Below are 14,610 nucleotides of genomic sequence, written 5' to 3' on the forward strand. Positions count from 1 at the left end.
GCGTTCCGGGCTCACGCCCGGCCGTGGCACTTCTTGAATTTCAGGCCGCTGCCGCAGGGACAGGGATCGTTCCTGCCGGGCCTCTCGCCGCCCGGCGCCGGCGGCCGGCGGCCTTCCTCGCCGGAGGTGGCCCTCATGATGTCCGCGGCCGGCCGGCCCCGGCCGATCAGGCCGGCCATGAGCCGCATGGGCCGCTCCGTGTGGGCGAAGAACGCCTTCAGGCCCTCGCAGAGCCAATTCAACCCGGGTTCGCCGCGGCGCGTCTCGAGGACCCTGTTCTTAGGGCACTCGCCGTGACATGTGAAGAGGAATCGGCATTCGCGGCAGTCGCTCGGCAGGGTCGCCGACTTGGCCAGTCCGAAGGCCCTCTGTCTCTCCGAGGACAGCAGCTCTCCGAGGGGCGTCTCCAGGATATTCCCCAGAAGATGGGCCGGGTCGACGTAATGGTCGCAGGCATAGAGGTCGCCGTTGTGTTCCAAGGCCAGGGCCTGGCCGCAAGTCGGGCGCAGGACGCAGAGGGTGGACTCCCCGCAGAGATACGACGCCAGCACGGCGTCGAAAAAGGGGACGAACACGACCCCCACGTCCCGCCGGACCCACTCATCGAAGATCGTCGATAGGAAGAGCCCGAAATCGGACCCGCCCACGGAGCGGCCGGTCACCCTCGGGCCCTTGCGGCCGGCGGCTCCCGCCGTCGGCTCGACGACGGGAATGAACTGGACATAGCGGGCCCCGATCTCGTCCCGGAAGAACCTGTAGACGTCCAGCGCATGATGAGCGTTGGCTGCGTTGACGGTGCAGAGGATATTGAATTCGACCCGATGCGCCTGCATCAGGCGCGCCGCCCGGACGACCTTCGCGAAGACCGAATCGCCTCCCCTGTCACGGCGGAAGGCGTCGTGGAGCGTTCGCGGACCGTCGAGGCTCAGGCCGACGAGGAACCCGTGCTCGTGGAAGAACCGGCACCAGGCTCCGTCGAGGAGCACCCCGTTCGTCTGGATGGCGTGGGCCGCCCGCTGCCCGGGCCGGGCATGTCTCCGTCCCGCCTCGACCGCCCTCCGGAAGAAGTCGAGGCCCATGAGCGTGGGCTCTCCGCCCTGCCAGGCGATCGGGACCTCGGAGGCGGGATGGATGGACAGGGCTTGGCGGATGTAGGATTCCATGACCCGGTCCGGCATCCGGGAGCTCGAACCGGGGTAAAGCCGTTCCTTCGTCAGGTAGAAGCAGTAGTCGCAGCGGCAATTGCACTGAGCCCCCGCGGGCTTGGCCATGATGTGGAAGGCGGGTCCGGGTGTCACTTCTTGAGGTCGGCCTTGACGAAACGGAGGGCCAGCTCCTCGGAGTCCCCGTAGAGCTTCTGGAGCCTGAGAAGCTCGCTCGTGAGGTCGCGCCGGACACCGGCATAGGCCGGGTCGGCGTAGACGTTTCGGAGCTCCCGTGGATCTCGCTCGAGGTCATAAAGCTCCCAGGCGTCGATGTCATAGTAGAAGCGGATGAGCTTGTAGCGCTCGGTGCGGACGCCATAGTGGCGCTTGACCATGTGAACGGCCGGGTATTCGCAATAGTGGTAGAAGATCGACTTGGGCCAGCCGGGGACCGGCCGGGCCTCGGCCAGCGGCAGGAACGACATCCCCTGCATGGCGGCCGGTCGCTTTATTCCGGCGGCATCGAGGCAGGTGGGCGCGAGATCCACGTTGGTGAGCATCTCGTCCCTCACGGAACCGGCCGGGATGCGGCCGGGCAGGCGCATGACGAGCGGCATCCGGAGCGCTTCCTCGTACATGAAGCGCTTGTCGAACCAGCCGTGTTCTCCCAGGAAGAACCCTTGGTCGGAGGTGTATATGACAAGGGTCCTCGGGGCGAGGCCGGTCCGGTCGAGCCCGTCGAGGACCCGGCCGACGCTTTCGTCGACCGCAGCCACGCAGCCGAGATAGTCCTGAAGGTAGCGCCGATATTTCCACCGGACGAGCGCGTCTCCCGAGAGCCCGGCCTTGCGGAACGCCTCGCGCTTCGGGCCGTAGGCCGCCTCCCATGCCTTTTTCTGGTCCGCGTCCAGCCTCTCCGGCGGCGGCCCGAGCTTGAGGTCGGATTCGAGGGTCATGTGGTCCCGGATGGTCATTTCCTGTTCCGCGGCGGCCCGGGATCGTGTCGCGTAATCGTCGAACAGCGTCGGCGGTTCGGGGATCTCCGCGTCGTCATAGAGCGCCATGTGGCGAACGGCCGGTTGCCAGTTCCGGTGCGGGGCCTTATGATGGAGCATCAAAAGGAACGGCCGTGATGAGTTCCTGCGCGCTTCGATAAAATCGATCGCGAGGTCCGTTAGGATATCCGTGACATAGCCGGGGCGGCGCGTTTTCGCGCCCATCTCGATCAGGTCTGGATTGTAGTAATCGCCCTGGCCGGGAAGGATGCACCAATGATCGAAACCCGTCGGATCGCTCTCTAGATGCCACTTGCCCAAGAGGGCCGTCTCATATCCCGCCGCCTGAAGGAGCTTGGGGAAGGTCGCCTGCGACCCGTCGAAAACGCGGGCATTGTCGCGGACCCCGTTGAGATGGCCGTATCTTCCCGTGAGGATGGCGGCCCGGCTGGGCGCGCATATCCCGTTGGTGCAGAAGCATCTGTCGAACCGCGCGCCTTCCCGGGCAATCCGGTCGATGTGCGGGGTCCGGTTGAGGCGGCCGCCATAACAGCCGACGGCCTGCGAGGCGTGGTCGTCCGCCATGATGAAAACGATGTTGGGCGGGGGGGGCGAAGGGGTCTTCTCGAGCAAGGACCGATACCGGCCGAGGGGACCGGCCAGCGAGGCCCAGCCGACGGATCTGACGAACTCCCGCCTTTTCATCCGCGCCCTCCCTCGGGCTTATAGCACAGGGCCCGCGAGCGGGTCAAACTCCGGGTCCGGCCGCGATCGAGAAGCGTAAAAGGAGGCATATGGATCTCCCTTCGCTGGTCAACACCGGTCCCCATCGGCCCGGGATCCGAGGCGTGTCCGGTACGGAGCGTCAGGGGAACGAACACCGGTTTCGGCGTCACGAGGCGGAGCTCGGCCCTCGCCCCCTCGGCGCCCTCGCCGAACATCATGATCCGGAATTCAACGGTCCTGCCTGTCCAGGCCCCGTCGATCGGGAGCCGGAAGGTCATGCCGGCGAGCTTCGGCGCCCCCGAGTTCCATTCGTAGTTGTGATAGGGATAGCTCGGGACCCGGTGCCGCGGGACGACGGGGCGGCCGTCGACGAGGGCCACGACGTAGACGCCGTCGACCGGATCGAACTTCGCCGGACCGGCCGTGACGGCGACGGCGTACTCGCGCCCGGGGGTTGCGTCGGCCGGGACGTGGACCGCGGACAGGACGCGGCGCGGGAGGGCCGTCTCTCCCAAGAAGTTGGTGGCCCGCCAGCCGCTCCGGTCCAGGGGCCGCCCCGCCCGGTCGCAGCCCAGGATCTCCGAGACGCCGAAGTCGCGGCCCCGGATCCGGACGTAGCGGCAAGGACCGCCCGAAAGCGGGACGGCGATCGCGACGGGCCTCTGGTCGCCCGCATCGACATCGAAGATCCTGATCGTTCGGCCGCGCTGTTTGAGCGAAGCGGCGGCCGGGATGCTCTCGGCCGCGGCCAGGCTCAGACCGTCCGCCCTCCGCCAGGTCCTCAGATCGGGGGACGTTTCGACGGCCTCGAGAAAGGCCGCGTCCGTCCGGCGGACGACGCGCAACTCGAGCTTCGCCAGATCGGTCGGCTGGCCAAGGTCGATGCGCCAGAGGGACGTCTCGCTCCGATAGGCGGCCGGGCTGCCCGTGAACGGGCTGCGGCGCGGGAATCCGTCGCTCCAGCGCGTCCCGGGATCGCCGTCGAAGGCATTGAGAAAGGTCCCCTCGGCGGCCGCGACCTTGTCCCACATATAGGCCCGGCAGGCCTCGATCTCGGGCAGCTTCGACGGCTCCCTCTTCAAACGGACCATCTCCCGGATCTCGAGAGCGTCGTCGTCGATGCTGAACTTGGCCAACTCCGCCAGCCGGGCCCCGTCCGAGGCCGCGGCGGGATCGTCCTCGAAATCGCCCAGCCGGGCGAAGGACGGTCCGGCCGGCGATGTCCCAGGGAAGGCGATCCGCCAAGGCCTGTCCCCGGTCGGAACCGGCTTGCCGGAGTCCGTCCGCACGGTGCGATCCCCGAAATCGAGGAATGACACTTCGGCCTCTTGCCCCGGCGTTCCGAGAAGCTTGATGCCAAAGCTCCGGGCGTCGGGCCCGGGCACGATCTCGTAGGGGACTCCGGCCACGAGCGGCTCGGCGGGCGGCGCCGCATCGACTTGGATGAGCTTCAGGCTGAAGGGGTCCAGCTCGACCTGGAGCGTCCCGCCGGCGACGGCCCCATCGCCCGCCCGCTTCATCAGCATCTCCCAGGGATGGCGCTGCCGTACGGTCAGGAGCGCGCCGGGCGCCGCCGCAAGGCCGATCGATGCGTCGAGGGGGATCGACTTCAGCACCGGCTCCCAGGTCATGTTGCGTACGAGCACGAGGGACGACGAACCGTCGGCGTGGGCGATGTCCCCGCCCGGCAGCGGGTAAGCGTTCTTGAGCAGCGGTTCGAGCTGTTCGTGGAGCTGGATCAGGCGGGCCAGGCGCGGATAGTCCTCGTCTGCGAGGAAGAAGAACGTCCCGTACATCTCGGGCGAGAGCACCGAAGCGCGGCCGAAGGCCTGCGCCACCAGGTCGTCCTCCCACTTCTCGAGGCAGCTGTTGAAGCAGATGCCGTGGTCCTCGAACTGCCGGAAGGGCGTCCCGAAGAACTCGGAGCTCAGCTCGCGGCCGATCGAGCAGTCGCGGTTGGAGAGGCCGGCCGTCTCGTTGCTGATGTGGACGTCGATATAGGTCTCCTCGCCGCGCCAGAGGAGACAGTCCGTGATGGTCAGCATATAGGGCGAGTTGTTGATGCGGTGATTGATCGCGATGAATCCGGGGTCGATGCGTCGGGCCTCGGACAAGGCGTCGGCCAGGCTCTGATATTTCTTCTCCAGGACGTATTTATCCGGGTGGTCAAGCTCCGAGACGACGGTGTCCATTTTGAACAGGCCGACGTTGAAGTCCCTGACCCAGGACCGGAGCTGTTCCCTCCGGGCGGCCATCTCCCCAGGCTTCTCGCCGAAGCCGTCCGGACCGAGCCAGAGCCCGAGGCGCATGCCGAGCGCCTTCGACCCCTCGGCCAGGGGCCTCAGTCCGGCCGGGAACCGCGACAGGAAGTTGGACATGAATTGGGGATAATACGTTCCCTGCGATTCGACCAGGCCGGCGTCCGAATTGTAGATGTCGAAACGCAGGCCGTAGAGCTCCTTGAGCCGCCGCAGGGCCGCGAAGTTGGCCAACACTTCGGACTCCCGAGGTCCGGAGTTGTCGTGACAGAGCCAGTCGAAATAGAACGTAATGAAGTCCGCGCGGTTCGCCCGGATGTCCTGGATATACCGGCCGAAGGCCTCATCGATCAGCCCCGCCGCGGAAACGCCGAAGCCGCTGGTCTTGCTCGTCCAGGTCCCGCGGGGCGGAACCTCCGCCGCGGGGAAATGGCCGAGAGCGAAGCGCCCGTCGCGCACGCCCGCTTCGGCGATCGGCCACTCCAGGCCCCAGAAGAGCTGGCCGTCCAGGAAGACCGGATTCTCCGGCTTTTTGGGCAAGGGGACGTCCTTGATCCGTATGGCGTCGACGGTGGCGTCCCGGACGATGATCGGAACGGTCCGGCCGTTGAGGACCCTGAGGAGTTTGCGGACATACCAGCTCCGGGGCGCCAAACGGTAATCCGCTTCGACGGCCAGCCCCGCGAGATCCCCCTGTCCATCGAAACGGATCCGCAGGAGGTCCGGAGAGGGCCTGTGGACGGAGGACCGGACGAAATCGCCCGAGACGGCGGGGAACGTCCGCCCCCCGATCTCGAAAAGGAACTCGAACGGGGCGGCGAGAACATCATAGGACCGGCCGCTGAGCTTGTTGGTCAGCCGGAAGCGGTCCGTTCCGGTCATGACCAGGGCCAGCGCACCGTTCTCTAAAGACAGGCAAGCGCCGGCCGCGGCTGCCCGCGGCAAAACGGCTCCGCCCCTCGAAAGGAAGGCGATCAGGAGAACCGCGACCAGGACTCGTATGGAAAAAGTCTTCATTTCTTGCCTTAAATAAGAAATGATTATAGAATAAATCCCAGAGAAACTCCAGAGAATGACATCCGCATGAGCGCGCCGCCTATCGTCGTCGGCATCGGGGAGATACTCTGGGACCTCCTTCCGGACGGCCGGCAGATGGGCGGGGCCCCGGCCAATTTCGCCGTCCACGCCCGGGCGCTGGGCGCGTCGAGCGTGATCGTCAGCGCCGCCGGCGACGACCGGCCCGGGCGGGAGATCCTCGAAGAGCTCGGCCGCCGCGGGCTCGACAGGAGCGGCATCGCGGTGGTGAGCGGTGTCCCGACCGGAACGGTCACGGTCGCGCTGGACGCCGGCGGGATCCCTCGGTACACCATCCACGAAGGGGTGGCCTGGGACGTCATCCCTTGGACGGCAGGGATCGCCGGGCTCGCGGCCCGGGCCGACGCCGTCTGCTTCGGTTCGCTGGCCCAACGGTCCCCGGTCAGCCGGGCCACGATCGGAGCCTTCCTGGACGCGACGAGGCCGGACTGCCTGCGGGTCCTCGACCTCAACTTGAGGCAATCGTATTTCAGCCGGGAGACCGTGCGCAGCCTTCTCGAACGAGCCGCCGTGCTGAAGCTGAACGACGAGGAGCTCACGACGGTCGCCGGGATGCTGTCGCTTCCAGGTCCCGAAGACCGTGTCCTCGCCGGACTGCTCGAGGCTTATCCCCTCACCCTGATCGCCATCACGAAGGGCCCGTCGGGAAGCCGCCTTTTCGGCCGCGGCGTCGATCTCAGCACGCCCGGCCGTCCCGTCGAGACGGCCGACACGGTCGGAGCGGGCGACGCCTTCACGGCGGCCCTGGTCATGGGGATGTTGAGGCATCGGGGCTGGGCGGAGATCGGCGAACGGGCCAACCGGGTCGCCGCCTACGTCTGTTCCCGCAAAGGGGCCTGGCCGGAGCTGCCGGCCGAGCTGGCCGATCGGGCCCAACCATGAGGGGCTCACAGAGCAACGACATGTCCAAGCCGGCCCGCCGGATCGGGCGGATCTTGCTCGCGGCGATCATGCTGCAAAGCGGAGACTGGCCGTCCAGCGGGCTCGCGTCGGCAGTCCCCTCCGCGAGGGGCTTCTCTCGCGAGCTTCAAAGGCCGTCCCGGAGCGAAGACCGGCTTTCGCCCTGCGCATTCGCCGATCCCCCCGTCGAGGCCCGGCCCGGGTGCTTTTGGGCTTGGCTCAACGGATCGATCACCGAAGAGCAGATCACCCGCGACCTGGAGGCGATGGGCCGGGGCGGCCTGCGCGGCGGCGAAATCTGGGACGTGGCGGCGGCCGCCGATCCCGACGGACGGGTGCCTGCCGGCCCGGAGTTCCTCGGCCCTGAATCCGTGCATCTGATCGCCCATGCGATCCGCGAGGCGGGCCGGCTCGGATTGAGGATCGGCCTGGTGGCTTCGAGCGGCTGGAACGCGGGAGGGAGCTGGATCCCGCCGGAACACGCCGGGAAGGGCCTCTATCATTCCGCGACCACCGTCACGGGCCCGAAACGCTTTCATGAGGGATTGCCCTTGCCCGATCTGCCGGAGCAATGTCCGCGCGACGAGCACGGCCGGCCCCGCTTTCTGCAGGAAGTGGCGGTGTTGGCCGTTCCTCATGACGGATCGATGACCATCGCCGGCGTGGACCGGGTCGTCGACCTCTCGAACCGGGTCGACGCCGCCGGCCTGGTGCGTTGGGACGTCCCCGCCGGTGAATGGACGATCCTCCGCTTCGTCTGCGCGAATCACGGGCAGCAGCTGATCGTGCCCAGCCCGATTTCGGGCGGTCCCATGATCGACTTCTTCGATCCCCGGGCCACCGAATTCCATCTTCGTCATATCGTCACCGCCATCCTGAAGGAGCTGGGCCGGGACTCGTTCGAGGGCACCAGCTTCCGGGCGATGGAATTCGACAGCATGGAGCTCGACGGGTTCACGCCCTGGAACGGATCCATGGCCGGCGAGTTCGAGCGCCGGACGGGCTATGCGGTGATCCGGTTCCTGCCGCTTCTGGCGGGCTGGAAGCTCGCCGATCCGGGGGCCCAGGAACGGTTCCTGTACGATTGGCGGAAGACAGTGAGCGACCGGCTGATCGAATCTCATTACGAGGCCGGCCGGAGGTTCCTCCATTCCTATGGAGTGGAGCTCATCGCAGAAGCCGGCGGGCCGGGGCCTCCGATCTGGGATTCCAATCCGGTGGACGGGATCACGGCGCTCGGGGCCGTCGATATCCCCCGCGGGGAGTTCTGGATCCGGCACCGCGGCATCTTCCTGGTCAAGGAGATCGCCTCGGCTGCGCACGTTTACGACAAGCGCCTTGTCGACGCGGAGTCCTTCACCACCTGGCGCCGCTGGGTCGACGGCCCCCTGGATTACAAGGAGATCGCCGACCGGGCGCTGTGCGAGGGCCTGAATTCCTTCTCCCTGCACGCGTTCGCGAGTTCGCCGCCGGAGGCGGGGCTTCCGGGCTGGGCCTATCACGCGGGCACGGATATCAACCCCGCGGCGACCTGGTGGCCGATGGCCCGGGGCCTGATGGACTACCTGGCGCGGTGCTCCTACATGCTGCGCCAGGGCTGGTTCGTCGCCGACGTGTGCCATTTCTACGGCGATCAGGCGCCGAACTTCTATCCGCCTCTGTGCAACGTGCCCGAAAAGCCTCTCTTGGCGGGCCTCGATCGGTCGAACGACTACGACGCGTGTTCGTCGGACGTGATCCTCCGGCGCATGCGGGTGGAAAAGGGGCGGATCGTGCTGCCGGACGGGACGAGCTACGCGGCCCTCACGCTCCCGGAGCAGGACCGTATCCCCCCGGAGGTCCTGAAAAGGATCCGAGCGCTTGTCGCCGAAGGGGCGACGGTCATCGGCCACCAAAGGCCGACCCGCTCTCCGGGCCTGCGTGGCCGGGAAGAGAAGGACCGGGAGGTTGAGCGGCTCGCCGACGAGCTTTGGGGCGGAGGCGAGGCGTCGGACCGGCCGGGCGGCGAGGAGGTCCGGGTCCGGCCCATCGGCCGGGGACGCTTCGTCATCGCCGGCGGAAAGAGCGCGGCGCTCAGGGCGGTCGGCGTCGCTCCCGACCTCGAGATCGCCGGGCGTCCCGACGGGGACCTGGGCCCGCTCGACTTCGTCCATCGGCGGACCGCGGATGAGGAATTCTATTTCCTCCGCAATGCCACGAAGGAGCCGCAGGGCCTGACCTGCCGGTTCAGGGTCGCCGCGGAGGCCCGAGGTCTGGCTCCCGAATTCTGGTGGCCGGATTCAGGACTTCGCAGCGCCTGCCGGGACTGGACGACCGTCGGGACGGGCCGGACCGAGCTTCGCGTGGAGCTCGGGCCCCTGGGATCGGTCTTCGTCGTGTTCCGGACGGCCGAGCCGTCCGAGAGTCCGAAGCTCGATCCGCTGGCCCGCGACACGTTCCTGCCGTCGGCCGATCCCGCGGCCCTGACCATCGACGGGCCCTGGCAGGTCGAGTTCCCCGAAGGCTGGGGAGCGCCGCGAACGGCGACATTCGAACGGCTTCAGGGCTGGACCGAGTCGAGCGACCCGGGGATCCGGGCCTTCTCGGGGATCGCGACCTATCGGACGACGTTCGAACTGTCGGCCGCTCTGGCCTCGAAGCGCCGGTTGTTCCTCCAGTTGGGCGACCTGACCGAGATCGCCGAGGTGACCGTCAACGGGAAAGACCTGGGAGTGGTCTGGCTGCCGCCCTATCGGGTCGAGATCTCCGGGGCCGTTCGAAGCGGATCGAACCGGCTGGAGATCCGGGTCGCCAATCTCTGGGCCAACCGGCTGAATGCCGATTCGTTGAGGCCCGAGTCGGAACGCTTCACCCGAAGCAACCTCGACCGGATCCAGACGGACCCGACATCGGACAGCTCCTACGGCCGGGTCCCGCGCGGGAAGACGCGTCCCGTCTACACGGAGATACCGCCGTTGATGAGATCGGGCCTGTTCGGACCGGTCCAGATCATCGCCCCCCGCGAGTCCCCGATCCAGCCTTGAGACCCCATGGTGAAACGGCCTGTTCACCCGGACCCGAGCATAAGCGGCTCACGGGGGAACGACATGTCCAAGCTGACCCGCCGGGAATTCCTCGGCACATCCGCCGCCGGGCTGGGGGCCCTGGCGCTCGGCCGGGGCTGCGCGCCCCGGACGGGGACGCCGGGCCGGCCCAACTTCCTGTTCGTGGTGACCGACGATCAGCGTTTCGACACGCTCGGCTGCGCCGGCAACCCGATCATCCGGACGCCGAACGTCGACCGGCTCGCGGCCGAAGGGATCCGGTTCGACCGGGCTTTCGTGACGACGCCGATCTGCGCCGCCAGCCGGGCCAGCATCCTGACCGGAACGTATGAACGGACGCATACATACACCTTCACCAAGCCGCCTCTGGCCCCGGCTCTGATCGACATCAGCTACCCGGTGCGGCTCCGGCGGGCGGGGTACCGGACCGGTTTCGTCGGCAAGTTCGGCGTGGCCGTGGACAAGGACGTCCCCGCCGCGATGTTCGACGTCACGCATTTGGACGGCCTCCCCCACATCCAGACGATCGGCGGGGTCGAACGCCACATGACCGAGGTCGAAGGCGATCAGGTCATCGATTTCCTCCGCGGCGTCGGGCCCGGGCAGCCCTTCTGCATGGTCTGGTGCCCCTGGGCCCCGCACGCCGACGACGGAGATCCCAGGCAATATTTCTGGCCGCCGGCCGTTGACGGCCTGTATCGGGACGTCGATATCCCCGTCCCCGAGATGGCGGCGCCGGAATACTACGAAGCCCAGCCCGCCTTCCTGAAGAACACGATGAGCCGGACGCGCTGGAGTTGGCGGTTCGACACGCCGGAAAAATACCAGGCCATGGTCAAGGGCTACTACCGGATGATCAGCGGCGTCGACATGGTCCTCGGCCGGATCCGGGACGAGCTCGCCCGCCTCGGCCTCGACGGGAACACCGTCATCGTCTACACCTCGGACAACGGCTATTTCCTCGGCGAGCGCGGTTACGCCGACAAATGGCTGATGTACGAGCCGTCGATCAGGGTCCCGCTCGTCGTGTTCGATCCGCGGGCGCCGCGCGAGCGCCGGGGACTGGTCAAGCGGGACCTGGTCCTGAACGTCGACCTCGGACCGACGCTCCTGGACCTGGCCGGGGCCGCCGTCCCGTCCCAGGCCCAGGGCCGCAGCTTGAGACCCCTCCTCGGCCGTAAGAAGACGGACTGGCGGACCGAAGTCTTCTGCGAAGAGCTGTGGGACCATCCCGAGATCCCGCGCAGTGAGTGCGTCCGGACCGAGCGCTGGAAATACATCCAATATCCCGGCCATCCGGAATACGTCGAGCTGTTCGATCTGGCGGCCGATCCCGACGAGAAAAGGAACCTGGCCGGCGACCCCGGCCGGGCCCGCGTCCTGGCCGATCTGCGGGAGCGCTGCGGCCGGACGATCAAAGCCCTGCTCGACGGCCAGGCCAAGTTCAAGGAGCCCCGAGACGCCCGAAATCGTCCCTCAAAGGCGGCCTGATCCTCGTCGACGATGCAGCTCGCGCCCGGATTCTCGAATTACAGCGCCTGGCGCAGCGATCCACCCGTCGCGGACGCTCTCTCCCGTCGCCCGACATGAAGGAGGATTAAGATGACGGCTCATGAAGACTCCCGGCTGGTCTCCAACACCGAAGAATGGACGAGCTACCGGCGGCTGGTCACGGCACTGCATCATCGGGAGCCGGACCGTGTTCCGTTCGACCTCGGCGGCTCGATGGTCACCGGCATCAACGTCCGCGCCCTGACGGCGCTGCGCCAAGTGCTCGGGTTGCCCGGCGAAGCCCGGGTCCTCGATCGGGTCACGCAGATGGCCGAGACCGGGGACGATGTGCGCGATCTCCTGAGGGTGGATGTGCGAAGCGTCCGGCCGAACGCCCCGGGCCGGGCCGGGCTGGCCCGGGACCTCGGCTGGGTCGGCGATCACGACCGCTTGATCGACGAGTTCGGCATAGGCTGGCAGATGCCTAGGCACGGGGGGCATTACTATGACCTCTGCTTCAGCCCCCTGGCGGAGTGCCGGACCGTGGCCGACATCGAACGCTACCCCTGGCCCGACGCGCTCGATCCGGCCCGTTTCGAAGGCCTCAAGCCGCGCGTCGATCAGGTGGTCGAGCAGGAGCGCCGCGGCGTTGTCGTCGAGCGCATGCATGCGGGCATGTGGGAACATGCCATGTGGATGCGGGGGTATGAGCAGTTCTTCATGGAAATGGTCACGGAGCCCGCGCTCGTCCACGCCATCATGTCGAAGGAGCTCGAGGTCAAGACGGCCTATTGGGGCCGGGCGCTCGACCTCCTCGACAGGCACACCTTGGTCCTCTCGACGGCCGACGATCTGGGCACGCAATCCGGCCCGCTGGTCTCCGTGGGGATGTACAGGGACCTGATCTGGCCGTACCACCGCCAGCTATTCCAGTTCCTCAAGAGCCGGGCCCGGACCGAAATCTTCATCTTCTTCCACTGCGACGGAGCGATCTGGGATTTCGTCCCGCTCCTGATCGAGGCCGGCGTCGACATCCTCAATCCCTGGCAGGTCAACTGCAAGGGGATGGACGACACCCGGCGCTTCAAACGGGAGTTCGGCAGGGACCTGACCATCTGGGGCGGAAGCTGTGATACCCAGGCCGTCTTGCCGTTCGGCACGCCCCGGCAAGTGCGCGATGAAACGCGCCGTCGCATCGAAGACCTGGCCCCCGGCGGCGGATTCGTCTTCGCGCCGATCCACGTGATCCAGGCGGGAGTCCCGCCGGAGAATATCATTGCCTGGTGGGAGACGCTGATGCAGTACGGTCGTTATCATGGGACATGATCCGCGTTCCCCGCGTGACAATATATTCTCTTGTGAGGTGAGAGTTATGGATCGACGGGATTTTTTGAAATCTATCGGCCTTGGCGCGCCTGCTCTGGCCTTCCCTCTCGCGATAAACGTAAGGGGAGAATTTGCGCCGCCGGAAAAGCTGCCGCATATCGTCATCATCATGGCCGACGACATGGGACTCGGGGATCCCGGATGCTATAACCCCGCATCCCTGATCCCGACGCCCCATATGGATCGGGTTGCGGCCGAAGGCACGAGGTTCACGGACGCGCACGCCCCCGCGTCGATGTGCTCGCCGACGCGCTACAGCCTCCTCACGGGGCGATATCCATGGAGAACCCGGCTCAAGAAGGGCGTCCTGATGCCGTACTGGCCTCCCCTGATCGAACCCTCGCGCCTGACCCTCGCTTCGCTCCTCCGGAGCCGCGGCTACGGGACGGCGTACGTCGGGAAATGGCATCTCGGGCTCGAATGGAAAACGAAGGACGGAAGCAAGGCCGGAGATTACTATAGTCAGGACAAGGTGTTCCAGACGGATGAGACGCTGCAATGGAGCGTCGATTTCAGCCAACCGGTCGGCGGCGGGCCCACCCGTCTCGGATTCGATCATTTCTACGGGAACGCCGGCTGCCCCAGCAATGATCCGCCGTACGTCTTCATCGAGGACGATCGGTTGGTCGCGGTGCCGACCCGAATGAGCAGGGAGGAATGGCGGGGACTCCCGGGATTCCTGCCGGGACCGATGGCCGACGGCTGGTCGGAGGAGGACATCGATATCATCCTTGCCGGCAAGGCCCAGGCGGCCATCGACCGCCATCTTGGGCAAAGACCGAACGATCCCTTTTTCCTCATCGTTTCACCCAATTCCCCCCATGTCCCATGGCTCGTGCCGGAATTCATGAAAAGCAAGAGCAAGGAGGGCCCGCGCGGAGACCTCGTCGCCTTGTTCGATTGGGTGGTCGGGGAGGTCGATGCCCACCTCAAGAAGCGCGGGATCTCCGATAAGACGCTCCTCATCGTCACGAGCGACAACGGAGGCCAGAAAGGCGCGAACGGGCATCGATCCGCGATGGGCTTCCGCGGATATAAGGGCGATATTTGGGAGGGAGGGCACCGGGTGCCGTTCATCGTCCGCTGGCCGGGGAAGGTCAAGCCGGGCGCGGTATCCGGCGAACTCGTCAGCTTGGGCGACATGTGCGCGACGTTCGCCGACCTGGTCGGCGCGCCGCTTCCGGACAACGGCGCCGAGGATAGCTGGAGCGTCCTCCCGGCGCTCCTCGGAAAGTCAAAGGGCAAACCCCTTCATGAAGCTCTCATCTTCCAGGCGGGGAACGGCGCCCTGGCGATCCGCCAGGGACGATGGAAGTATATCGCCGCGGAACAAGAGGGGGGGAGGGGCCAGCTCTATGATCTGGATGCGGACCCGGGTGAGACGCGAGACCTCGCAGCCGAGAATCCACCGATCGTGGCGGCGCTTTCGGCCTTGTTGGGTCAATACCGAAGCCAGGGCTTCAGCCGGCCAAAAAGAGGAAAGGAGCCCCGGTCCTTCTGACTCTGAGGATTCGTCCGAAGGTGTCTCTTTGCGCGGCCTGGAGGCCGGCAGCTGCGTGTACGCGATCGG

The 14,610-nt window shown here is 66.8% G+C and carries 8 protein-coding genes; 5 read left to right on the forward strand and 3 right to left on the reverse strand.

Annotation, left to right across the window (positions count from 1 at the left end; translation table 11 throughout):
• Positions 1-11: 11 nt before the first annotated feature.
• From ABFD52_10250 to ABFD52_10260, 3 genes are read right to left on the reverse strand one after another with little or no spacing between them, the layout of a single operon-like run.
• A complete protein-coding gene (locus ABFD52_10250; protein ID MEN6561143.1) occupies positions 12-1,271 on the reverse strand; it encodes an anaerobic sulfatase maturase in 1,260 nt (419 codons plus the stop codon).
• 23 nt (positions 1,272-1,294) lie between these two features.
• The gene (locus tag ABFD52_10255) at positions 1,295-2,845 is read right to left on the reverse strand and encodes a sulfatase (GenBank protein MEN6561144.1); all 1,551 of its coding nucleotides are present in this window, start codon (positions 2,843-2,845) and stop codon (positions 1,295-1,297) included.
• Positions 2,842-6,141: a hypothetical protein gene (locus ABFD52_10260; protein MEN6561145.1), complete on the reverse strand. Its 3,300-nt coding sequence runs from the start codon at positions 6,139-6,141 to the stop codon at positions 2,842-2,844. The genes ABFD52_10255 and ABFD52_10260 overlap by 4 nt, the downstream gene beginning before the upstream one ends.
• Positions 6,142-6,207: 66 nt before the next feature.
• Between ABFD52_10260 and ABFD52_10265 the strand changes: the two genes are divergently transcribed.
• The 5 genes from ABFD52_10265 (at position 6,208) to ABFD52_10285 (ending at position 14,541) form a co-directional block, all read left to right on the forward strand.
• The gene (locus ABFD52_10265) at positions 6,208-7,101 is read left to right on the forward strand and encodes a carbohydrate kinase (GenBank protein MEN6561146.1); all 894 of its coding nucleotides are present in this window, start codon (positions 6,208-6,210) and stop codon (positions 7,099-7,101) included.
• 20 nt (positions 7,102-7,121) lie between these two features.
• A complete protein-coding gene (locus tag ABFD52_10270) occupies positions 7,122-10,142 on the forward strand; it encodes a glycosyl hydrolase (GenBank protein MEN6561147.1) in 3,021 nt (1,006 codons plus the stop codon).
• Between the two features lie 63 nt (positions 10,143-10,205).
• Positions 10,206-11,654 carry a sulfatase gene (locus tag ABFD52_10275; protein MEN6561148.1) on the forward strand — a complete coding sequence of 483 codons (1,449 nt, stop codon included), beginning with the start codon at positions 10,206-10,208 and terminating at the stop codon, positions 11,652-11,654.
• 111 nt (positions 11,655-11,765) lie between these two features.
• On the forward strand, positions 11,766-12,980 hold the full coding sequence (locus ABFD52_10280) for a uroporphyrinogen decarboxylase family protein (GenBank protein MEN6561149.1): 1,215 nt from the start codon (positions 11,766-11,768) through the stop codon (positions 12,978-12,980).
• Positions 12,970-14,541, forward strand: coding sequence for an arylsulfatase (locus tag ABFD52_10285; protein ID MEN6561150.1), 1,572 nt, complete (start codon positions 12,970-12,972; stop codon positions 14,539-14,541). Before ABFD52_10280 ends, ABFD52_10285 begins: the two co-directional genes overlap by 11 nt.
• Positions 14,542-14,610 lie beyond the last annotated feature (69 nt).

The organism is Acidobacteriota bacterium (assembly GCA_039683095.1).
Classification (GTDB): Bacteria; Acidobacteriota; Aminicenantia; order Aminicenantales; family Saccharicenantaceae; genus RBG-16-66-30.